The sequence below is a fragment of the Microbacterium hydrocarbonoxydans genome (assembly GCF_011752045.1).
In the GTDB taxonomy this organism is placed as follows: domain Bacteria; phylum Actinomycetota; class Actinomycetes; order Actinomycetales; family Microbacteriaceae; genus Microbacterium.
Map to the genome: position 1 here is coordinate 845,047 of NZ_JAAKXW010000001.1, position 20,854 is coordinate 865,900.

At 69.6% G+C, this 20,854-nt stretch carries 21 protein-coding genes; 4 read left to right on the forward strand and 17 right to left on the reverse strand.

The genetic code is table 11. The annotated features are described in order from the left end of the window. Positions 1-87 precede the first annotated feature (87 nt). The 14 genes from G6G98_RS04010 to prmC form a co-directional block, all read right to left on the reverse strand. The gene (locus G6G98_RS04010; RefSeq protein WP_208321419.1) at positions 88-867 is read right to left on the reverse strand and encodes a large exoprotein; all 780 of its coding nucleotides are present in this window, start codon (positions 865-867) and stop codon (positions 88-90) included. Positions 868-986: 119 nt separating this feature from the next. Next, positions 987-1,733: a YaaA family protein gene (locus G6G98_RS04015; protein WP_164233636.1), complete on the reverse strand. Its 747-nt coding sequence runs from the start codon at positions 1,731-1,733 to the stop codon at positions 987-989. Between the two features lie 70 nt (positions 1,734-1,803). Next, positions 1,804-2,064: a F0F1 ATP synthase subunit epsilon gene (locus G6G98_RS04020; protein WP_042541845.1), complete on the reverse strand. Its 261-nt coding sequence runs from the start codon at positions 2,062-2,064 to the stop codon at positions 1,804-1,806. Between the two features lie 2 nt (positions 2,065-2,066). Beyond that, entirely contained in the window at positions 2,067-3,521 is a 1,455-nt protein-coding gene (gene atpD / locus G6G98_RS04025) for a F0F1 ATP synthase subunit beta (RefSeq protein WP_164233635.1), read from the reverse strand. 21 nt (positions 3,522-3,542) lie between these two features. Then, positions 3,543-4,442: a F0F1 ATP synthase subunit gamma gene (locus tag G6G98_RS04030; RefSeq protein WP_067350935.1), complete on the reverse strand. Its 900-nt coding sequence runs from the start codon at positions 4,440-4,442 to the stop codon at positions 3,543-3,545. Positions 4,443-4,459: 17 nt separating this feature from the next. Next, entirely contained in the window at positions 4,460-6,100 is a 1,641-nt protein-coding gene (atpA, locus tag G6G98_RS04035; RefSeq protein ID WP_067350932.1) for a F0F1 ATP synthase subunit alpha, read from the reverse strand. Positions 6,101-6,148: 48 nt separating this feature from the next. Further along, the gene (locus tag G6G98_RS04040) at positions 6,149-6,937 is read right to left on the reverse strand and encodes a F0F1 ATP synthase subunit delta (RefSeq protein WP_067350929.1); all 789 of its coding nucleotides are present in this window, start codon (positions 6,935-6,937) and stop codon (positions 6,149-6,151) included. Next, entirely contained in the window at positions 6,937-7,488 is a 552-nt protein-coding gene (locus tag G6G98_RS04045; RefSeq protein WP_067350925.1) for a F0F1 ATP synthase subunit B, read from the reverse strand. Before G6G98_RS04045 ends, G6G98_RS04040 begins: the two co-directional genes overlap by 1 nt. Positions 7,489-7,514: 26 nt before the next feature. Next, entirely contained in the window at positions 7,515-7,751 is a 237-nt protein-coding gene (gene atpE, locus G6G98_RS04050) for an ATP synthase F0 subunit C (RefSeq protein WP_067350921.1), read from the reverse strand. A gap of 46 nt (positions 7,752-7,797) precedes the next feature. After that, positions 7,798-8,583: a F0F1 ATP synthase subunit A gene (gene atpB / locus G6G98_RS04055; RefSeq protein WP_084788245.1), complete on the reverse strand. Its 786-nt coding sequence runs from the start codon at positions 8,581-8,583 to the stop codon at positions 7,798-7,800. Between the two features lie 147 nt (positions 8,584-8,730). After that, positions 8,731-9,237, reverse strand: coding sequence for a hypothetical protein (locus G6G98_RS04060; protein ID WP_067350918.1), 507 nt, complete (start codon positions 9,235-9,237; stop codon positions 8,731-8,733). After that, a complete protein-coding gene (locus G6G98_RS04065) occupies positions 9,237-10,406 on the reverse strand; it encodes a glycosyltransferase family 4 protein (RefSeq protein ID WP_067350915.1) in 1,170 nt (389 codons plus the stop codon). The genes G6G98_RS04060 and G6G98_RS04065 overlap by 1 nt, the downstream gene beginning before the upstream one ends. Next, a complete protein-coding gene (locus G6G98_RS04070) occupies positions 10,403-11,107 on the reverse strand; it encodes an L-threonylcarbamoyladenylate synthase (protein WP_067350912.1) in 705 nt (234 codons plus the stop codon). Before G6G98_RS04070 ends, G6G98_RS04065 begins: the two co-directional genes overlap by 4 nt. Positions 11,108-11,157: 50 nt before the next feature. Further along, positions 11,158-12,018, reverse strand: coding sequence for a peptide chain release factor N(5)-glutamine methyltransferase (prmC, locus tag G6G98_RS04075; protein WP_067350909.1), 861 nt, complete (start codon positions 12,016-12,018; stop codon positions 11,158-11,160). 100 nt (positions 12,019-12,118) lie between these two features. Between prmC and cysK the strand changes: the two genes are divergently transcribed. Then, a complete protein-coding gene (cysK, locus tag G6G98_RS04080; protein ID WP_067350905.1) occupies positions 12,119-13,057 on the forward strand; it encodes a cysteine synthase A in 939 nt (312 codons plus the stop codon). A gap of 25 nt (positions 13,058-13,082) precedes the next feature. After that, positions 13,083-13,634 carry a serine O-acetyltransferase EpsC gene (epsC, locus tag G6G98_RS04085; RefSeq protein ID WP_084788328.1) on the forward strand — a complete coding sequence of 184 codons (552 nt, stop codon included), beginning with the start codon at positions 13,083-13,085 and terminating at the stop codon, positions 13,632-13,634. A gap of 49 nt (positions 13,635-13,683) precedes the next feature. On the opposite strand, the gene G6G98_RS04090 is transcribed toward epsC, so the two are convergent. Next, the gene (locus G6G98_RS04090; protein WP_067350899.1) at positions 13,684-15,228 is read right to left on the reverse strand and encodes a CitMHS family transporter; all 1,545 of its coding nucleotides are present in this window, start codon (positions 15,226-15,228) and stop codon (positions 13,684-13,686) included. A gap of 146 nt (positions 15,229-15,374) precedes the next feature. Between G6G98_RS04090 and G6G98_RS04095 the strand changes: the two genes are divergently transcribed. Together G6G98_RS04095 and G6G98_RS04100 are read left to right on the forward strand one after the other, a co-directional pair. Further along, positions 15,375-17,048: a sensor histidine kinase gene (locus G6G98_RS04095; protein WP_164233634.1), complete on the forward strand. Its 1,674-nt coding sequence runs from the start codon at positions 15,375-15,377 to the stop codon at positions 17,046-17,048. Next, positions 17,045-17,698: a response regulator gene (locus G6G98_RS04100; protein WP_067350896.1), complete on the forward strand. Its 654-nt coding sequence runs from the start codon at positions 17,045-17,047 to the stop codon at positions 17,696-17,698. The genes G6G98_RS04095 and G6G98_RS04100 overlap by 4 nt, the downstream gene beginning before the upstream one ends. A 25-nt stretch (positions 17,699-17,723) precedes the next feature. Here G6G98_RS04100 and prfA read toward each other — a convergent pair whose 3' ends face one another. Together prfA and rho are read right to left on the reverse strand one after the other, a co-directional pair. After that, on the reverse strand, positions 17,724-18,803 hold the full coding sequence (gene prfA, locus G6G98_RS04105) for a peptide chain release factor 1 (RefSeq protein ID WP_067350893.1): 1,080 nt from the start codon (positions 18,801-18,803) through the stop codon (positions 17,724-17,726). Between the two features lie 11 nt (positions 18,804-18,814). Beyond that, positions 18,815-20,707 (reverse strand): transcription termination factor Rho, encoded by a 1,893-nt coding sequence (gene rho, locus G6G98_RS04110; RefSeq protein ID WP_243841994.1) that lies wholly within the window; start codon positions 20,705-20,707, stop codon positions 18,815-18,817. Positions 20,708-20,854: the final 147 nt, after the last annotated feature.

Sequence of the window (20,854 nt, forward strand, 5' to 3'; positions counted from 1 at the left end):
TCTCCACGTTAGCGGTAGCGCAGCGCACGGTTCCGCGCGGCACAGCACTGAGCCCCCGACCGGAGTCGGGGGCTCTGTGTCAGGACGTCACGCCGGAGGCTGCGTGGGGTCCGTCGGCGGGACCGGCGGGGCAGCGGGCGGAGCGGAGGGCGCTGCGGGCGGAGCCGCAGGCGGTGCCGGCGGGACCGAGGGCGCCGCAGGCGGTGCAGCCGGCGGTGCCGGAGGCGTCGCCGGCGGGTACGACGGTGCGGCGGCCGGGGCCGCCGGGGGCGCGTAGCCCTGCGGTGCCGGCGGCGCGTAGCCCTGGGGGGCGGGCGGGGCGTAGCCCTGCGGCGCCGCGCCATAGCCCGGTGCGACCGGGGCCTGCGGCTGGACGGGAACGCCGTCCCAGACCGTCTTGTCGGCGAGGAAGCCGTTGGCGGCCCACGGCGCCGGAGCGATGTTCGGGTTCCAGCGCGACTTGTCGAAGGCGTTGACGCCGAACCACACGATGCTCAGCAGGACGTAGAGGACGACCCAGACCGCATCCTTCTGGAGCTTGAGGCCGACCCGCCACGCTGCGATGGCGGACAGGACGCCGAGAGCAAGCGAGAAGATGGCGCCGATCCCGATCCAGCTCAGCAGCAGTGCTCCACCGAGTGCGTACAGCACCAGCCAGGGGCTCAGATCGCCGAGCTTGAAGAAGATCATGAAGTTGTAGACGGGCACCCAGGCACGCCACTTTCCTTGAACGCCGGCCTTCTCGAAGATCTTCATGAGGAAGAGCGAACCGAGAACGTATGCGGCGATCGCGAAGATGAAACTGAACACGAGCATGATGCCGAGGAAGGCGTATGCGCCTGACCCGTCGTCGTAGTAGTTGGGCATGATCCCCTCCGGATCCATTGGAGCTGACGCGCGGTCCGCGTCGCGTCACCCACCCTAGCGGGGTGTCAACGGCACCGGCAACGACACACGCGGGCAGGACCACCCATGCGTCACGGCGCTCATTCGGCGACGACGAGCTCCAGCATCCCGGGCTCTCCCCCGTCGCGCAGGACGATGCCGCGGCGCTCCGCCCACGTCCGCAGAGTGCGGGCGGAGCCGATCCGCGGGCGGTCCTCGGCCAGCGCACGCACGAGTTGACCCTTGGACTTCTTGTTGAAGTGGTTGAGTGCCCTGCCCTGCGCGGTGACGACACGCACGTAGGCCGAAGGGACGGATGCCGGCACCGGGCCGAGGGCGACGTACGCCTCGCTGCGAAGGTCGAGGACGAACGGCGGAGCCGCCTCCGCGATCGCCGCGGTCGTCGGCTGCGCCCAATGACGCCGCAGCGCGGCGACGCCGGGGAGCGAGGTCCCGGCCGCGAGACGGTACACCGGGATCTCGTCGAGCGCGCCGACGGGCCCGAACGGCGCGGAGTGTATCCACGCGTGTGCGCCGAGCCACCGCCGTGAGGCCGCGGACAGGCTCGACGCATCGAGGGCGTCGAAGAGCACGCCCGTGTAGCGGTCCACCGCAGGCATCGTGACCGCCGTGTGCAGCATCCGGTTGTGCGCCACGTCCCCGGCCTGCTTCGCGCTGAGCTTGAGGACGCGCCGCGACGCCTCCTCATCGGCGGCGAGGTCGACGAGCGCGTCGAGCACCTCACGGCGCTGGGCGTGCAGACCCGGGAGAGCCAGGCTCTCCAGGTCGAGGGGACGCCCCGCTCCCCCCTCGCGCTTGGTCTCGGACGGCGGCAGCAGGATCTTCATGTGACCTCGGTGGAACGCCGAAGCGCAAGGCGCCCGATTCACGGGGCCTTGCGCTTCGGGATGAGTTGAATCAGGCGATGAGTGCCGCGTTGCCCGCCACGATGGTCAGGACGTCGCCCTCCATGGAGAGGAAGCCGTCCTGAGCGTTCGCGAGCACCTTGGTGCCATCCGTCTGGGTGATCCGGACCTGACCCTCGGCGAGGATCGCCAGCACCGGCTCGTGGCCGGTCATGAAGCCGATCTCACCCTCGACGGTCTTGGCGACCACGAGGCTCGCCTCTCCCGTCCAGACCTCCGCGTCGGCGGAGACGAGGCTGACGTGCAGCGCCATGGTCAGGCGTTCTCCTTCTGGATCTGCGCCCAGCGCTCTTCGACGTCGGAGATGCCGCCGACGTTGAAGAAGGCCTGCTCGGCGACGTGGTCGAAGTCACCGCGGCAGATCGCGTCGAACGACTCGATGGTCTCCTTGAGCGGCACTGTCGAACCCTCGACACCGGTGAACTTCTTCGCCATGTAGGTGTTCTGCGAGAGGAACTGCTGGATGCGACGGGCGCGGGCCACGACGATCTTGTCTTCCTCGGAGAGCTCGTCGACGCCGAGGATGGCGATGATCTCCTGCAGCTCCTTGTTCTTCTGGAGGATCTGCTTGACCGTGGTGGCGACGCGGTAGTGGTCCTCGCCCAGGTAGCGGGGGTCCATGATGCGCGACGTCGAGGTCAGCGGGTCGATGGCCGGGTACAGACCCTTCGACGCGATCTCACGCGAGAGCTCGGTGGTGGCGTCGAGGTGGGCGAAGGTGGTCGCCGGAGCCGGGTCGGTGTAGTCGTCGGCCGGCACGTAGATCGCCTGCAGGGAGGTGATCGAGTGGCCGCGCGTCGAGGTGATGCGCTCCTGGAGGAGACCCATCTCGTCGGCGAGGTTCGGCTGGTAGCCCACGGCGGAGGGCATGCGGCCCAGCAGCGTGGAGACCTCGGAGCCGGCCTGCGTGAAGCGGAAGATGTTGTCGATGAAGAGCAGCACGTCCTGCTTCTGCACGTCACGGAAGTACTCCGCCATCGTCAGAGCCGAGAGGGCCACGCGCAGACGCGTCCCCGGCGGCTCGTCCATCTGGCCGAAGACGAGGGCGGTCTTGTCGAAGACGCCCGCCTCTTCCATCTCGTGGATGAGGTCGTTGCCCTCACGGGTGCGCTCGCCGACACCGGCGAACACCGACACACCGCCGTGGTCCTGCGCGACGCGCTGGATCATCTCCTGGATGAGGACGGTCTTGCCGACGCCTGCACCACCGAACAGACCGATCTTTCCACCCTGCACGTACGGGGTGAGGAGGTCGATCGACTTGATGCCGGTCTCGAACATGGTGGTCTTCGACTCGAGCTGGTCGAAGTTCGGCGCCTTGCGGTGGATCGGCCAGCGCTCGGTGACCTCGATGGTCTCGCCGGGCTCGCCGTTGAGGACCTCGCCGATCACGTTGAAGACCTTGCCCTTGGTGATGTCACCGACGGGGACGGAGATCGCCTCTCCGGTGTCGCGCACATCCTGGCCGCGGACGATGCCGTCGGTCGGCTTGAGGGCGATGGCGCGGACGAGGTCGTCGCCGAGGTGCTGAGCGACCTCGAGGGTGATCTCGGTGGACTCCTCGCCGATCGTGATCGTGGTCTTCAGCGCGTTGTAGATCTCCGGGATCGAGTCATGCGGGAACTCGATGTCCACAACCGGACCGTTGACGCGTGCGACGCGCCCGACGACCGCGGTCGCGGGCTTGTCAGCCGTAGCGGTGGGGGTCATTTTCGTCTCTCTCCTGATGGTCTATTTGCTCGACGAGAGGGCGTCGGCGCCGCCGACGATCTCTGCGATCTGCTGCGTGATCTCCGCCTGACGCGCGTTGTTGCGCAGGCGGGTGTAGTCGGTGATGAGCTTGTCGGCGTTGTCGCTGGCCGACTTCATCGCCTTCTGCGTCGCGGCCTGCTTGGCGGCGGACGACTGCAGGAGGGCGTTGAAGACGCGGCTCTGGATGTACACCGGCAGGATCGCGTCGAGAACGGTCTCGGCATCCGGCTCGAACTCGTAGAGCGGGTAGACGGTGCTGCCCGCCTCCGAGTCGTCGGCCTCCGCGATCTCCAGCGGAAGCAGGCGCACGGACTCCGGCTCCTGCGTCATCATGCTGACGAAACGGTTGTACACGAGGGTGATCTCGTCGACGCCGCCGGCGTCGCCGCCTCGGGAGAAGGCCTCGAGCAGCGTGGCCGAGATCTCCTCCGCGGTGTGGAACGACGGGGTGTCGGTGTCGCCGGTCCACTCCGCGGCGGCCTCGAGGCGCCGGAACTGGAAGTATCCGACGGCCTTGCGGCCGATCAGGTAGAACACCGGCTCCTTGCCCTGCTCGCGCAGCAGCTCAGCCACCTCGAGACCCTCACGGAGGATCTGCGAGTTGAAGGCGCCTGCGAGACCGCGGTCCGAGGAGAAGATCACGACCGCGGAGCGGCGGATGTTCTCGGGCTCGCGAGTGAGCGGGTGGTCGACATTGGAGTGCGTCGCGACGGCCGACACGGCCCTCGTCACGGCCCGCGCGAAGGGGCTGGACGCCTTGACGCGTGCCATCGCCTTCTGGATGCGCGAAGCCGCGATGAGTTCCATCGCCTTCGTGATCTTCTTGGTCGTCTGAGCAGAAGAGATCTTCTGCTTGTAGACCCTGAGTTGAGCGCCCATGAATCAGTACCTCACGCTTACGCGCGACGACCCTTGACGATCTTCTCCTGGTTGACGTCCTCAGCCTCGGCTGCGGCGTGCTCCTCGTGACCAGGGGCGCCGATGGCGTGGCCCTTGCCGCCCTGGAACTCCAGGATGAAGGCGTCCGTCTGCTTGTCCAGCTCGGCGACCGTGTCGTCGTCGAGGACGTTGGTCTCGCGCAGCGTGTCCAGGACCTTGGTGTTGCGGCGCAGGTAGTCGAGCAGCTCGCGCTCGAAGCGCAGCACGTCCTCGACCTCGATCGTGTCGAGCTTGCCGTTGGTGCCGGCCCAGATCGAGACGACCTGCTCCTCGACGGGGTACGGCGAGTACTGCGGCTGCTTGAGCAGCTCGGTCAGGCGCGCACCACGGGAGAGCTGACGACGCGAGGCGGCGTCGAGGTCGGAGGCGAACATCGCGAAGGCCTCGAGCGAGCGGTACTGCGCGAGCTCGAGCTTCAGCGTTCCGGAGACCTTCTTGATCGACTTGACCTGCGCGTCACCACCGACTCGGGAGACGGAGATACCCACGTCGACCGCCGGACGCTGGTTGGCGTTGAAGAGGTCGGACTGGAGGAAGATCTGGCCGTCGGTGATCGAGATCACGTTGGTCGGGATGTACGCCGAGACGTCGTTCGCCTTGGTCTCGATGATCGGGAGACCCGTCATGGAACCGGCGCCGAGCTCGTCGGACAGCTTCGCGCAGCGCTCGAGCAGACGCGAGTGCAGGTAGAAGACGTCACCCGGGTACGCCTCGCGGCCCGGCGGGCGGCGCAGCAGGAGGGACACGGCACGGTAGGCCTCGGCCTGCTTCGACAGGTCGTCGAAGATGATGAGGACGTGCTTGCCGCCGTACATCCAGTGCTGGCCGATGGCCGAGCCGGTGTAGGGGGCGAGGTACTTGAAGCCCGCGGGGTCGGATGCCGGTGCGGCCACGATCGTGGTGTACTCCAGGGCGCCGGCCTCTTCCAGCGCGCCCTTGACGGAGGCGATGGTCGAGCCCTTCTGGCCGATCGCGACGTAGATGCAGCGCACCTGCTTGTTGACGTCGCCGGACTCCCAGTTGGCCTTCTGGTTGATGATCGTGTCGATCGCGATCGCCGTCTTGCCGGTCTGGCGGTCGCCGATGATCAGCTGACGCTGGCCGCGGCCGACGGGGATCATCGCGTCGATGGCCTTGATGCCGGTCTGCATCGGCTCGTGCACCGACTTGCGCTGCATGACGCCAGGCGCCTGCAGCTCGAGCTCGCGGGAGCTCTCCGTCGCGATGGCGCCGAGGCCGTCGATCGGGTTGCCGAGCGGGTCGACGACGCGGCCGAGGTAGCCGTCGCCGACGGGGACCGAGAGGACCTCACCGGTGCGGGTGACCTCCTGGCCGGCCTCGATGCCGGTGAAGTCGCCGAGGACGACGACGCCGATCTCATGCTCGTCGAGGTTCAGGGCGAGGCCCTTGGTGCCGTCGGCGAAGGTCACGAGCTCGTTCGCCATGACGCCGGGCAGTCCCTCGACGTGCGCGATGCCATCAGCGGCGTCGATGACGGTGCCGACCTCGGTCGCCGCGGCCCCGGTGGGCTCGTAGGCGGCGGCGAAGTCCTTCAGCGCGTCACGGATGACGTCGGGGCTGATCGATAGTTCTGCCATTGTCTTCCCTTTGTATCTGGGTGCGCGGTTCCCCGCGCGAAGTTCGAGTTAGCCCGCGAGCTTCTGGCGAAGGTCTGCGAGTCGGGCGGAGATGCTGCCGTCGATGACGTCATCGGCGATCTGCACGCGCAGGCCGCCGACCACGCTCGGGTCGAGGACCACGTTGAGCGCGACCTGACCGTCGTAGCGACGGGACAGGGCGTCGCTGAGGCGGGTGCGCTGCGCGTCGCTGAGCGGCTTCGCGCTGTGCACGGTGGCCACGACGCGGCCGCGCTGGCCGGACACGATGCGCATCGCCCGGTTCAGCAGCTGGCGCACCCGGCGGTCCCGCGGCTGGCGGACCAGGCTGGAGACGATGAGCGTCACGGGCGCGCTGGCACCGCCGGCGAGCAGGCGCTCGACGAGGGCGCCCTTGGCGTCCTCTCCCCCGAGGCGGCTGCCCAGAGCGAGCTCCAGCTCGGCGTTCGCGGCGATCACGCGGGAGAAGCTGAACAGCTCGCCCTCGATGTCCGCCTGCGGGTCGGCGATGGCAGCGGCGCGGATCGCGAGCTCCTCGATGCCGTCGACGAGCTCGCCGGCGGAGGACCAGCGCTCGGCGACGACGGTCTTCAGAACGCCCTGGGCGCCCTGGGAGAACCCGCCGAACACCGCTGCCACGACGTTCTGCCGTGCTGCGGCCGGAGCCGCCGGGTCGGCGAGCGCGCCGCTCAGCTGGGACGACTCGCTCACGGCGCGCGCGGCGGCGAAGAGCTCCCGCGCGGTGTCGAGGCTGACGCCGGACGCCGCGGCAAGCGCCTGAGTCGATGCCGCGAGTGCCTGAGTGGTCGCGCTGCCCATTACTGAGCCGCCTTCTCGGATGCTTCGAGGTCGGCGAGGAAGCGGTCGACGACAGCCGTCGCACGTGCATCGTCGGAGAGCGTCTCGCCGACCACGCCGCCGGCGAGGTCGATCGCGAGCGTGCCGACCTCGCTGCGCAGCGAGACGAGAGCGGCCTGGCGCTCGGCCTCGATCTGCGTGTGCGCGGTCGCCGTGATGCGAGCGGCCTCGCTGGACGCGGCCTCCTTGGCCTCGGCGACGATCTTCTTGCCGTCCTCACGGGCGGCCTCGCGGATCTCACCGGCCTCGGTGCGTGCCTCGGCCAGCTGACGGGTGTACTCCTCGAGCGCGGCCTCTGCCTGCTTCTGAGCCTCGTCGGCCTTCGCGATGTTGCCCTCGATCGCGGCGGAGCGCGCGTCGAGCAGCGCGTACATCTTGGGCAGTGCGACCTTCCACACGACGCCCAGGATGATGACGAAGCAGATGCCCGACCAGATGATGTCGTACCACGCGGGGATCAGCGGGTTGTGAGCCGCCTCTTCCGCTGCGGACGTGACAAGAGCGTTCAGCATCCTGTCTCCTTAGTCGAGTTCGGCGATCAGTTGGTGAAGATGAAGTACGTCGCGATGCCGATGAAGGCGAGCGCCTCGGTGAAGGCGATACCGATCCACATCAGGACCTGCAGGCGACCGGCCAGCTCGGGCTGACGGGCGACACCCTCGATCGTCTTGCCGACGACGATGCCCACGCCGATGGCCGGGCCGATGGCTGCGAGGCCGTAGCCGACCGTCGCGATGTTGCCGGAGATGTCAGCGAGAACCGTAGTTGCGTCCACGGGTTTTTCCTTTCGTTGGGTGGGAAGGCAGTTGTTGCCGACCCGCTCAGTGCTCTTCTGCGACCGCGAGCTGGATGTAGACCGCGGTGAGGATGGTGAAGACGTAGGCCTGCAGGAAGGCCACGAGGACCTCGAACAGGGTGAAGGCGAAGCCGAAGGCGAGGGTTCCGGCGCCGACGGCGATCCAGCCGCTGCCCAGCGTGAACACGAAGAACTGCGTCGCCGAGAAGAACAGCACCAGCATGAGGTGCCCGACGATCATGTTCATCAGAAGCCGGAGCGTGAGCGTCACGGGACGGATGATGAAGGTCGAGATGATCTCGAGCGGCGTGACGATGATGTAGAGGAACGGCGGCACGCCGGAGGGGAACAGCGAGTTCTTGAAGAAGTTCTTCGGGCTCTTCCTGATGCCGGCGTAGATGAAGGTCACGTAGCTGACGACCGCGAGCAGCAGCGGCACGGCGATGATGCTGGTGCCGGCGATGTTCAGGAACGGGATGATGCCCGTGAGGTTCATGAACAGGATCATGAAGAAGAGCGTCGTGAGGATCGGCAGGAACCGGCGGCCGTCCTTGCGGCCGAGCAGGTCCTCGGCGATGTTCACCCGGACGAAGTCCAGGCCCATCTCGACGACGCTCTGGAAACGACCCGGGACGACCGTCATCTTCCGGGTGCCCAGGACCAGGACGAGGACCACGATGGCCGTCGCGAGGAACTGGATCAGGTGGATGCGGTGGATGACCAGGTCGCCGATCTGGAAGACAGCATCCGGGAAGAACTCATCGATCGACGGTCCGTGGAACTCGCCGCCGTCGGAGGCAAGTCGGGGCATCAGGGTCGCAGCAAGATTGAACAGCGCGGGCTCCAGCTTCGGGGCACCGGTCAGAACCGGGGCGACGATGGTCGGTGTGCTTCACAGCGCAAGCGCTCGCGGACGAGCGGCGGGCACACCCCAACACTATCAGAATCTGAGGGTCTCCTAAGACGCCGGACCGTTGTCAGGAGTACCATTCGCGGCTCCGGGCGCACGGTCCTCCGGCACCTCGGTCGGCAGAGACGCGTCGCTCACGACGGGCAGGCGCATCTTCATCAGCACGACCGCGTCGATGACGAGCGACATCAGCACTCCCGCCACGAGCGACACGAAGAAGACCGTCGGGTGCAGCCAGGGCTGACCGCTCACCAGCACCAGGACCAGGAAGAACACGCCGAGCTTCACCAGCCAGCCGCCGAGCACGATCGCGAAGAACAGCTGCACGTACAGCGGCTCGCCGTACCAGCGGTTCGCCACCAGGATGCTGATCCCGGTGATCGCGAGGAAGAGCGCGGCCAGCAGCACGCCCAGCAGGCCGCTGACCAGCCCCTCCCCCTGCGCCACGGCGAAGCCGATGATCGCGGCCATGACCGCGAGCGCCGCCGTCGCCACCGCCGACCAGATCAGGGTGCGCCGGAGGATCGGCGTGCTGGAAACGGGGCTCGGGCTCATCAGGACTCCACGGATGTCGGGTCGGGTGCGGCGTCCGCCGCGGTCTTGCGGGGGTGGGAGGGGTTCAGCGTGACGAGCAGGCAGGCGACGATGCCGACGACGCCGAAGCCGACGCCGGGGAGATACTGGCCCGGCCAGTCCTCGCGTGCGCCGACGTACATCAGGAGGACGGCGAGGGAGATCACGGCGGTCCACGCGTAGAAGATGAGGACGGCGTCGCGGTCGCGGTGGCCGAGGTCCAGCATCCGGTGGTGCAGATGCTTGCGGTCCGGTGAGAACGGGGACTTGCCCGCGCTCATGCGCCGGAGCACCGCGAGACCGAAGTCGAGCAGCGGCAGCAGCACCACGAGCAGAGGCAGCAGGATCGGGATGAATGCACCGAGGAGACCTGAGCGGCCGATGCGCTCGGGGTCGATCACGGAGGGATCGAGCTGACCGGTGAGGGCGATCGCGGAGGTCGCCATCAGCAGGCCCATCACGAGAGCCCCGGAGTCCCCCATGAACAGCTTGGCCGGGCTCCAGTTCAGCGGGAGGAAGCCGAGGCAGGCGCCGATGAGGACCGCGGCGAGGAACGTGGAGAGGTTGAAGTAGGTGGATGCGCCGGAGTCACGGGTGATGATGTACGAGTAGGCGAAGAAGACGCCGTTCGAGATCAGGCAGACGCCCGCGACCAGCCCGTCCAGTCCGTCGATGAAGTTCACCGCATTCATCACGATGACGATCGCGAACATCGTCATCGTGATGCTGAGCCAGCTCGAGAACACGAGCATGTCGCCGATCGGCAGCGACAGGATCTGCAGTCCCCCGCCGACGGTGATGATGCCGGCGGCGAGGAACTGCGCACCGAGCTTGATCATCCAGTCGAGATCCCACAGGTCGTCGACCACTCCGACGATCGCGATCAGCAGCGAGGCGGCGAGGATCGACCACATCGTCTGCGGCGGCATCCACATGGTGGCGAAGAAGGGGTTCAGCGCCGAGTACCCGATCGCGGCGGCGATGCCGAGGAAGATCGCGACCCCTCCGAGCCGCGGCGTCGGCCTGGTGTGGACGTCGCGCTCGCGGATGGTCGGGTACAGCTTGAAGCGCAGGCTCAGCCTCAGCACCGCCCAGGTGAGCCCGAAGGTGAGGACGGCGGTGATGGCGATCGTGAAGAGGTACTGCTTCACGAATTTCCGTCCGCTTCCCCCTGCTCCTCGGACTCGAGCAGTTCGCCGAGGACCTCCTGCAGCTGCTCGCGGGACACCGCCCCCTGGCGGAGTATCCGGACCACGCCCGCGGGCGACCCGGGGCCGCGCGTCACCAGCGAGGTGGCGTCGACGATGGTCGAGGCGATGCCGTCGCGGCTGAGCCCCCCGTCGAGGTAGACGGCGACGCTGTCACCCAGCATCCGCTCCGCGTCGAGCGCGGAGATCGCGGCGTCCTTGCCGGTGAGGTTCGCACTGGACACGGCCAGCGGACCGGTCTCGGCGAGGAGCTCCAGGGCGACGCGCCCCTCCGGCATCCGCACGGCGACCGTGCCCTCGGTCTCGCCGAGGTCCCACACCAGCGACGGCTGCGCAGGCAGGACGATGGTCAGTCCGCCGGGCCAGAACGCCTCGACGAGACGCTCGACCGGCTCCGGGACCGATTCCGCGAGGGCGGCGAGGGTCTCCTTCGTGCCGATGAGCACGGGCGGCGGCTGGTCGCGTCCGCGGCCCTTGGCGTCGAGCAGCCGCTGGACTGCGGCCGGCGAGAACGCGTCGGCGGCGACGCCGTAGACGGTGTCGGTGGGCATCACGATGAGCTCACCGCGACTGATGGCCTGGCGCGCGTGGCGCATTCCGGCGAGGAGCTGAGCCTCGTCGCCGCAATCGAAGATGGAGGACATGACGATTCGATTCTAGTTGGGGTCTGCCTGGATGCGGGATGGCCGCCGGTTCACGGACGCACGGCGGTGGTCGCCCGGTCGCGCAGGGTCAGATCGCGGTGGGTGGCGGTCGCACGCCAGCCGTCCTCGGCGAGGATGCTGCGGATCTCCTCGCCCTGCAGCTCGCCGTGCTCGATCACGAGGAGGCCGCCCGGGCGGAGCAGCTCGAGGGCGCGCACGCTCAGCACGCGGACGATGTCGAGGCCGTCCTCTCCCCCGTACAGCGCCATCGCCGGGTCGAACAGACGGACCTCCGGGTCCCGCGGGATCGCCGCATCCGGGACGTACGGCGGGTTGGAGATTACGACGGATGCCGTGCCCTCGAGCTCTTCGAAGGCATGCGCGAGATCCTCGTTGACGAGGGTGAGGTTCGCCACCCCTGCCGTGTTGCGCTGCGCCCACGGGAAGGCGTCCGCGGAGAGCTCCGTCGCGTACACCCGCGCGTGCGGCACCTCCGTGGCCATCGCCAGGGCGATCGCTCCGCTCCCTGTGCCCAGATCGATGCCGATCGGCTCGGGCTCCGGCGAGTTCAGCAGCGCGTCGATCGCGAACTGCACGACGGTCTCCGTCTCCGGGCGCGGGACGAAGACGCCGGGCCCTACCGCGAGCTCCAGGTGCCGGAACGGCGCGGTGCCGGTGATGTGCTGAAGCGGCTCGCGCGCGGACCGGCGGACCACGAGAGCGGCGAGGGCGTCCGCAGTCTCCGGGGCGATCGCATCGCCGCGCACGATCGCCGCCTGCACCTCGCCGCGACGCGCGCCGAGGACGTGGCCGGCGAGCAGCTCCGCGTCGACCACGGGGTCTGCGACGCCTGCCTCGGCGAGACGCTGGGCGGCCGCGCGCACGAGAGCCGAGAGGGAGTTGTCGGACATGGTTCCAGCGTAGAGTGCAACCGACGGACATAAAGGCGCCCGGCGGGGGCCGCTCGCCTATGCTGGGGCCGCAGTCACCCCGTACCCAGGAAGGCTCTCCATGCCCGGCATCCACTCCGACATCACCACTGCGTTCGGCAACACTCCCCTGGTCCGCCTGAACAAGGTGACCGAGGGACTCGGCGCGACCGTGCTCGCCAAGCTCGAGTACTTCAACCCCGGCTCCAGCGTGAAGGACCGTCTCGGCATCGCGATCATCAACGCGGCCGAGAAGGACGGCACCCTCTCCGCCGGCGGCACGATCGTCGAGGCGACCAGCGGCAACACCGGCATCGCACTGTCGCTCGTCGGCGCGGCCCGCGGTTACAAGGTGATCCTCACGATGCCCGCGTCGATGTCGAAGGAGCGGCGCGTGCTCCTCAAGGCGTTCGGCGCCGAGCTCGTGCTGACCGACCCGACGCTCGGCATGAAGGGCGCCGTGGCCGAGGCCGAGCGCATCGCGGCGGAGACCCCTGGCGCGATCCTCGCCCACCAGTTCGAGAACGAGGCCAACGCCGAGATCCACCGGGTCACCACGGCCGAGGAGATCTGGCGTGACACCGACGGCGACGTCGACATCTTCGTCGCCGGCATCGGCACGGGCGGCACCATCACCGGCGTCGGTCAGGTCCTGAAGCAGCGCAAGCCCGACGTGAAGGTCATCGCCGTCGAGCCGACCGCGTCGCCGCTGCTCTCCCAGGGCACCCCCGGCCCCGCGAAGATCCAGGGCATCGGCCCGAACTTCGTGCCCCCGATCCTCGACACCGACGTCTTCGACGAGGTCGTCACGGTCGAGTTCGAGGACGCCCTCTCCACCTCCCGCGCGCTGGCCGCCAACGAGGGCCTGCTCGTCGGCATCTCCAGCGGCGCCGCCGCCTGGGCCGCGCTGCAGGTCGCCGCACGTCCGGAGAACGCGGGCAAGAAGATCGTGGTCATCATCCCCGACACGGGTGAGCGCTACCTCTCCACCGCCCTCTTCGAGGACCTGCGCGAGGACTGAGCCGCACGTGAGCATCATCGGCCGAATGCGCGAGGACATCGCGGCGGCGCGCCTCCGGGATCCGGCGGCGCGCTCCGCCGCGGAGGTCGCGCTGCTGTACCCCGGTCTGCATGCCATCTGGGTGCACCGGATCTCGCACGCCCTGTGGCAGCGGCGCCTGCGTCTCGTCGCCCGCGCGACCTCGCAGATCGCACGCTGGCTGACCGGGATCGAGATCCACCCGGGTGCCACGATCGGCCGCCGGTTCTTCATCGACCACGGCATGGGCGTGGTCATCGGCGAGACGGCCGAGGTGGGTGACGACGTGATGCTGTATCACGGCGTCACCCTCGGCGGCCGCACCCGCGACGCGGGCAAGCGCCACCCGACCCTGGGCGACGGGGTCGCCGTGGGCGCCGGCGCGAAGATCCTCGGCCCGATCACGATCGGCGCGGGCTCCGTCGTCGGCGCGAACGCGGTCGTCACGCGGGACGCCCCTGCCGACAGCGTGCTGATCGGCATCCCCGCGAAGGCCCGCACCCGGGTCCCCGGCGAGGACACCAGGGCGCTGCTCACCGCGCCCGACTACTCGATCTGACACACGCGGAACGGCGCCGGCCCCTCGGGGCCGGCGCCGTTCCGCGTCTTCACCGGGCGACGAAGAACGGGATGGCACCCGAGAGGATGCCGACGCCCAGCATGACGAGCGAGACGACGGTCGCCCGCCACAGAACCTTGCGGTGGTGGTCGCCGAGGTTCACGCTCGCGAGGGACACCAGCAGGAGGATCGCCGGCACGAGCGGGCTCTGCAGGTGCACCGGCTGCCCGGTGATCGAGGCGCGGGCCATCTCCACAGGGTCGATGCCGAAGTTCGCCGCGCTCTGCGCGAGCACCGGGAGGATGCCGAAGTAGAACGCGTCGTTCGACATGAAGAACGTGAACGGGATCGACAGCACCCCGGTGATGGGAGCGAGGAACGGACCGAGCGCGGGAGGCAGCACCTCCGTGATCCACGTCGCCATCGCGTCGACCATGCCGGTGCCGGTGAGCACTCCGACCAGGACGCCGGCCGCGATCACCATGGACACGACGCCCACGATGCTCGGGGCGTGGGCGACGATCTCCGAGGCCTGATCCTTGATCGTGCGGAAGTTCACCAGCAGGGCCACGGCGGAGCCGACCATGAAGACGTACGGCAGCGGCAGGAAGTCGAGCACCAGCAGCACCATCACGGCGAGTGTGAGGGCGAAGTTGAACCAGATCAGCGTCGGACGCAGGGTCGGGCGGGTCGGATCGAGCATGGTGTCTGCCATGGCGGTGTCCGCCGGGTCGACGCTCGCGACGGCGACCGGGCTGCGACCGCCCGCGACGACCAGGATGTTCCCTGTGCGCAGCGAGGCGCGGGCTCCCGGCTTCTGGTCCGCTCCGCGGAAGATCCTCGGCACCGTGGAGAGGACGCCGCCGTCGGCGCCGGTGAGCAGTCCGTCGGTGTCGAGGCGTCCGAGACGACGGCGCTCCTGCACGCCCAGCACCCAGGCGAAGCCGAGGGACACCAGCAGCCCGACTCCGAGGGCGGGCAGCATGGGCACGAAGATGTCGGTGGGCTGGAGACCGAGAGCCGTCGCGGCGCGGACGGTCGGGCCGCCCCAGGGCACGATGTTCAGCGTCCCGTTCATCAGGCCCGCCACGCAGGTGAGCACGACGGGGCTCATGCCCAGGCGCAGGTAGATCGGCAGCATCGCCGACGTCGTGATGATGAACGTCGTCGAGCCGTCTCCGTCGAGGGAGACCGCGCCGGCCAGGATCGCCGTGCCGAGGACGACCTTCGCGGGATCGTCGCCGAGCACTCGCGTGATCACGCGGATCAGCGGATCGAACAGGCCGACGTCGATCATGATGCCGAAGAACATGATCGCGAACATCAGGAGGGCGGCGGTCGGCGCCATCTTGGCGATCGAGTCGAGGATCATGTCGCCGAGTCCGAGCCCGGCTCCGGCGAAGAGCCCGAACACGGTGGGCACGATGATGAGCGCGACCATCGGCGTGAGCCTCTTCGTCATGATGAGCGTCATGAACGCGAGGACCATCGTGAAGCCCAGGAGGACGAGCACCCACTCGGGCGGGACGAACGCGACGTCGTACGCGGATGCCTCTTCGGCGGCCGCGGACAGGACGGTGGGCGCGTGATGCATGAGGGGACTCCTTCGTCTTCGCTCCGTCGTCGACGACGGATCCTGACGAGGCTAGGGAATCGCCGAGCCGCTCGGGGACTATCCCGCATTCCAGGCGGTTATGCGCGTAGCGTGAGTTCTGCGCATATTGCGCGAAGGGAGGATCCGTGACAGGGAAGTCCGCCGTCCGGCTGCGCTTCGCGACCCGCGCCCTGCTGCTGCACCTCGCGACCGTCGCACTCGTGGTCGCCCTGTGCACCGGCGTGTACCTCGCCCTCGCCGTGCAGCAGCTTCGGGCGGAGGCCGAGTCGACCGCCCTCGGCATCGCACGCACCGTGGCGGAGGACCCGCAGGTCCGCGCCGAGGTCGCGCGCATCTCGGCCGCGGCAGAGTCCCCCGCGGCCGGCGAGCTCCGTGACGGCGAACTGCAGCGGCTCGCCCTCGACATCGCCGCGCGCACCGGAGCTCTGTTCGTCGTGGTGACCGATGACAACGGCATCCGTCTCGCGCATCCGCTCCCCGCCCGCATCGGGGAGGAGGTCAGCACCCCGTTCGAGGAGGTGCTGGCCGGGAACGAGGTCGTCGACTGGCAGACCGGGACGCTCGGGGAATCGGCCCGCGCGAAGGTCCCGGTGCTCGACGACGCCGGCGCACCGGTCGGCGAGGTGAGCGTGGGGTTCGAGCGTGCGGGGGTCTTCGACGACCTGCCGCCGCTGCTCGCCGTGATCGGGCTGACCGCGGCCGGGGCGCTCGCGCTCGCGCTGCTCGCTTTCCTCCTGCTCCGCCGGCGCTGGGAGCGACTGACCCTCGGCGTGCAGCCGGAGGAGCTCGTCGCCCTCGTGCACAACCAGACCGCCGTGCTCAACGGCGTCGGGGACGGCGTGCTCGCGATCGATGCGGCCGGCGTCGTGCGCGTGAGCAACGACGCGGCCGACCGGATGCTCGGCCTCGAGGCCCCGGTCGGCCGGCCGCTCGCCGCTCTCGACCTCCCCGACGCGGTGCTGGCGACGGCGACCGGCGCCCGTCCCCGGTCGAGCGCGCTCGTCGGCGAGCGGATGCTGTACCTCGACCACCGCCCGGTCATCCGCGACGGGCGCTCCCTCGGCGAGGTGCTCGTCGTCCGCGATCGCACCGACCTCATCGCGCTGACGGAACGGCTGGAGACGGTGCGCGCGATGACTGCGGCGCTGCGCGTGCAGCGGCACGAGTTCGCGAACCGGATGCATGTCGCAGCCGGGCTCATCGATGCCGACCGGATCGTCGACGCGCGCGCCTTCCTCGGCGAGCTGGTCGAGCGCGGCGCCGTCGCCTTCCCCGTCACGGGCCTCGACCTGCTCGCCGATCCGTTCCTGCACTCCTTCCTCGGCGCGAAGGGCATCGAGGCCGCGGAGCGCGGAGTGACGCTGCGGATCGCGGAGGAGTCCCAGCTCCTCGGCGCCGTCGCCGCCGTGGAGGACGTGGCGGCCGTGCTCGGCAACCTCATCGACAACGCGGTGACCGCCGCCGTCGCCGGGGAGAGGATCCCCCGCTGGGTCGAGGTCGCGGTTCTCTGCGACGCCGACGCCCTCGTCGTCACCGTGGCCGATTCCGGTCCCGGTCTCGGACGCCCCGACCCGATCGCGCCCGCGGCGGACGGGGACGACGCCGACGACCGCGTGCACGGACACGGCCTCGGGCTGCCGCTCTCCAGGGAGGTCGCCCGGCGCAGCGGAGGCGACCTCTGGGTCATCGATCCCGGCGGCGACGAGCACGGCGCGGTGTTCGCCGCGCGGATCGGCGGCGCCGTCGACCCGGCAGCGGCGCACGAGCACTCCCCCGCCGATCAGAAGGAGAACCGATGACCGCTCCCCTGCGCGTCCTCATCCTGGACGACGACTTCCGCGTCGCCCAGCTGCATCAGGGCATCGTCGACGATCACCCCGGGTTCGCGACGACGGAGCCCGTACGGTCGATAGCGGCGGCGCGGGACAGCATCCGCCTCCACCGGCCCGACCTGCTCGTCGCCGATGTGTACCTCCCGGATGGCGACGGCATCGGCCTCGTGCGCGACGCCGGGGTCGATGCCATCCTGATCTCCGCCGCGGACGACGCGCCCACGGTGCGGCGAGCCCTCCGTTCCGGGGCTCTCGGGTACCTGGTGAAGCCGTTCGAGCGGCGTGCGCTCACGTCGCTCCTCGACCGGTACGCGCGCTACCGCAATCTGCTCTCCGGCGACCGCCCGGTGCGCCAGGAGGAGGTGAACCGCGCCCTGGCGATCCTGCACGGCGCCGGGGAGCCGGTGTCGCTGTCACGCTCGGCCACGGAGCAGCTCGTGCTCGCCGCGCTCGGCGACGACGAGGCCTCGGCCGCGGAGGTCGGCGAGCGGGCCGGCATCTCACGGGCCACCGCGCAGCGTCATCTCGCCGCTCTCGCGGCACGCTCAATCGTGGAGGTGCGACTGCGCTACGGCGCCACCGGCCGTCCGGAGCACCGGTACGCCGCGCGCCGCTGATCCGGCATGCAGGGAGACCGCGCCGTCAGGACTCGGTGCCGACGGCGGCGAGTCGCGCCTCCTCGTCGGCGGCGATGGCGCTCTCGATGATCGGGTCGAGGGCGCCGTCCATCACCTGGTCGAGGTTGTACGCCTTGAAACCGGTGCGGTGGTCGGCGATCCGGTTCTCCGGGAAGTTGTAGGTGCGGATGCGCTCCGAACGGTCCATCGTGCGGATCTGCGACTTGCGGGCGTCGGACGCCACGGCATCCAGCTCCTCCTGCTGCTTGGCGAGCAGGCGCGCGCGGAGCACGCGCATGGCCGCCTCGCGGTTCTGCAGCTGGGACTTCTCGTTCTGCATCGACACGACGATGCCGGTCGGCACGTGCGTGATGCGCACGGCGGAGTCCGTGGTGTTGACCGACTGACCGCCGGGACCGGAGGAGCGGAACACGTCGATCTTGAGGTCGTTCTGGTCGATCTGGATCTCCTCGGGCTCGTCGACCTCGGGGAACACCAGGACGCCGGTGGTGGAGGTGTGGATCCGCCCCTGGGACTCCGTGGCCGGCACCCGCTGGACGCGGTGCACGCCGCCCTCGTACTTGAGATGCGCCCACACGCCCTGCGCGGGGTCGCTCGACGACCCCTTGATCGCGACCTGCACGTCCTTGTAGCCGCCCAGGTCGGACTCGTTGCGCTCCAGGAGCTCGGTCTTCCAGCCCTTGGACGCGGCGTACTGGACGTACATGCGCAGCAGGTCGGCGGCGAACAGCGCGGACTCGGCGCCGCCCTCCCCCGCCTTGATCTCCATGATCACGTCGCGCGCGTCGTCGGGGTCGCGCGGGATGAGCAGGCGGCGCAGCCTCTCCTGCGCGGCCTGCAGCCCCTCCTCGAGGGCGGGGATCTCCGCCGCGAACGCGTCGTCCTCACGCGCGAGCTCGCGCGCGGCGTCCAGATCGTCGGATGCCGCGACCCACGCCTCGTGGGCGGCGACGATCCTCGACAGCTCGGCGTAGCGGCGGTTGACGCGCTTCGCCCTGGCTGCGTCGGCGTGCACCGCCGGGTCGGAGAGCTCCTCCTGCACCCGGCGGTGCTCGTCGATCAGAGTCTGGACGGACTCGAACACGGCTGCTCCGCTCAGCGGATGTTGTTGTCGTGCCCGTGGCCGCCGGCCGGCAGCGTCGGGATCGACTTCTGCATCTGCACGAGGAACTCGACGTTGGAGTGCGTCTCCTTGAGCTTGCCGAGCACGACCTCGAGGGCCTGCTGCTGGTCGAGGCCCGCGAGGGCTCGACGCAGCTTCCAGGTGATCTTCACCTCGTCGGCGGAGAGCAGCATCTCCTCGCGGCGGGTGCTCGACGCGTTGACGTCGACCGCCGGGAAGATCCGCTTGTCGGCGAGGGCGCGCGAGAGGCGCAGCTCGCTGTTGCCGGTGCCCTTGAACTCCTCGAAGATGACCTCGTCCATCTTCGAGCCGGTCTCGACGAGCGCGGTGGCGAGGATCGTGAGCGATCCGCCGTTCTCGATGTTGCGCGCGGCGCCGAAGAAGCGCTTGGGCGGGTAGAGGGCCGAGGCGTCGACGCCGCCGGTGAGCACGCGGCCGGAGGCCGGGGCGGCGAGGTTGTACGCGCGGCCGAGACGGGTGATCGAGTCGAGCAGCACGACGACGTCGCGCCCCAGCTCGACCAGGCGCTTGGCGCGCTCGATCGCGAGCTCGGCGACCGTGGTGTGGTCCTCGGCGGGGCGATCGAAGGTCGAGGCGATGACCTCGCCCTTGACCGAGCGCTCCATGTCGGTGACCTCTTCGGGGCGCTCGTCGACGAGCACGACCATGAGGTGGACCTCGGGGTTGTTGATCGCGATGGCGTTGGCGATCTGCTGCAGCACGATCGTCTTGCCGGCCTTCGGCGGTGCGACGATGAGGCCGCGCTGGCCCTTGCCGATCGGCGCCACGAGGTCGATGATGCGCTGGGTCAGCTTCTCGGGAGCCGTCTCCAGGCGGAGGCGCTCCTGCGGGTACAGCGGGGTGAGCTTGCCGAACTCGACGCGGGTGGCGGCGTCGTCGACGGAGAGTCCGTTGATCGAGTCGACCTTGACCAGTGCGTTGTACTTCTGGCGGCCCTGCTGCTCGCCCTCACGGGGCTGCTTGATGGCGCCGACGATCGCGTCGCCCTTGCGCAGGTTGTACTTCTTCACCTGGCCGAGCGAGACGTAGACGTCGCTGGGACCGGACAGGTAGCCGGTGGTGCGGACGAAGGCGTAGTTGTCCAGCACGTCGAGGATGCCGGCGATCGGGATGAGGACGTCGTCCTCGCCGATCTCGGTCTCGAACTCGTCGACCGGGGTGCCGCTGCGGCGCTTGTTGCGCTGGCGGCTGCGGCCGTTGCCGCCGTCCTCCTCGGCCGGAGCGTTCTGCTGCTGCTCGCCGTTGCCGCCGTTGCCGTTCTGACCGCGGCCGCGGTTGCGGCTCCGGTTGCGGCTGCGTCCGCGGCCGCCCTGCTCGTCGCCGCCTTCGCCGCCGTCGGCGGAGTCGGCGGAGGACGCCTCAGCCGGCTTCTCAGCGGGGGCCTCAGCCGGCTTCTCGGCAGCAGGCGCCTCGGACTCGGCGGCAGCCGCTGCGGCCTTCGGCGCGCGACGTCCGCGGCCGGTGGTCTTCGGGGCCGGAGCCTCGGCGTCCGAGGAGGGCGCCTCGACGGCCTTCTCGGCCGGGGCCTCTGCAGGCTTGGCGTCGGCCGGGGCCGGCTGCTCGGCGGGCGTCTCCGCCTCGGTCTTCTTCGCGCGGCTGCGGCTGGGGCGCTTCGCCTTAGGTGCGGGCTCGGCGGTCTCCGCCGCCGGGGCGTCCGCCGGGGCGGCGTCCGCGGCCGCGGCGGCCTTCTCGGCCTTCGCCGTCGCAGTGGCGGTGGTCGCACGGCGCGGGGCGCGCTTGCGGGCCGGCGCGGCCTCGGTGGTCGTGTCAGCGCTCACGGCAGCCGCCGGAGCTTCGGCGACCGCAGCCGCCTGATCGTTCTGGGTCTCGGAGAAATTCTCCACGAGTACTCCCTCTTTGGTCTCGGAGACATGAGCGTTGTACGCGCACAACGGGTGCTGCGCGCGATCGCACGGGCCGACGCTCGGCGCCGGCCAGCCATGACACAGGTGTCAGAGGGGTTTGCGTGCGGGTCTTGCAGAGTTGCAATG

What these genes read in the sequence shown, in the direction of transcription:
- G6G98_RS04010 (WP_208321419.1), bottom strand. Translation starts at nt 867, where the DNA reads ATGCCCAACTACTACGACGACGGGTCAGGCGCATACGCCTTCCTCGGC.
- G6G98_RS04015 (WP_164233636.1), bottom strand. Translation starts at nt 1,733, where the DNA reads ATGAAGATCCTGCTGCCGCCGTCCGAGACCAAGCGCGAGGGGGGAGCG.
- G6G98_RS04020 (WP_042541845.1), bottom strand. Translation starts at nt 2,064, where the DNA reads ATGGCGCTGCACGTCAGCCTCGTCTCCGCCGACGCGGAGGTCTGGACG.
- atpD (WP_164233635.1), bottom strand. Translation starts at nt 3,521, where the DNA reads ATGACCCCCACCGCTACGGCTGACAAGCCCGCGACCGCGGTCGTCGGG.
- G6G98_RS04030 (WP_067350935.1), bottom strand. Translation starts at nt 4,442, where the DNA reads ATGGGCGCTCAACTCAGGGTCTACAAGCAGAAGATCTCTTCTGCTCAG.
- atpA (WP_067350932.1), bottom strand. Translation starts at nt 6,100, where the DNA reads ATGGCAGAACTATCGATCAGCCCCGACGTCATCCGTGACGCGCTGAAG.
- G6G98_RS04040 (WP_067350929.1), bottom strand. Translation starts at nt 6,937, where the DNA reads ATGGGCAGCGCGACCACTCAGGCACTCGCGGCATCGACTCAGGCGCTT.
- G6G98_RS04045 (WP_067350925.1), bottom strand. Translation starts at nt 7,488, where the DNA reads ATGCTGAACGCTCTTGTCACGTCCGCAGCGGAAGAGGCGGCTCACAAC.
- atpB (WP_084788245.1), bottom strand. Translation starts at nt 8,583, where the DNA reads ATGCCCCGACTTGCCTCCGACGGCGGCGAGTTCCACGGACCGTCGATC.
- G6G98_RS04060 (WP_067350918.1), bottom strand. Translation starts at nt 9,237, where the DNA reads ATGAGCCCGAGCCCCGTTTCCAGCACGCCGATCCTCCGGCGCACCCTG.
- G6G98_RS04070 (WP_067350912.1), bottom strand. Translation starts at nt 11,107, where the DNA reads ATGTCCTCCATCTTCGATTGCGGCGACGAGGCTCAGCTCCTCGCCGGA.
- prmC (WP_067350909.1), bottom strand. Translation starts at nt 12,018, where the DNA reads ATGTCCGACAACTCCCTCTCGGCTCTCGTGCGCGCGGCCGCCCAGCGT.
- cysK (WP_067350905.1), top strand. Translation starts at nt 12,119, where the DNA reads ATGCCCGGCATCCACTCCGACATCACCACTGCGTTCGGCAACACTCCC.
- epsC (WP_084788328.1), top strand. Translation starts at nt 13,083, where the DNA reads ATGCGCGAGGACATCGCGGCGGCGCGCCTCCGGGATCCGGCGGCGCGC.
- G6G98_RS04090 (WP_067350899.1), bottom strand. Translation starts at nt 15,228, where the DNA reads ATGCATCACGCGCCCACCGTCCTGTCCGCGGCCGCCGAAGAGGCATCC.
- G6G98_RS04100 (WP_067350896.1), top strand. Translation starts at nt 17,045, where the DNA reads ATGACCGCTCCCCTGCGCGTCCTCATCCTGGACGACGACTTCCGCGTC.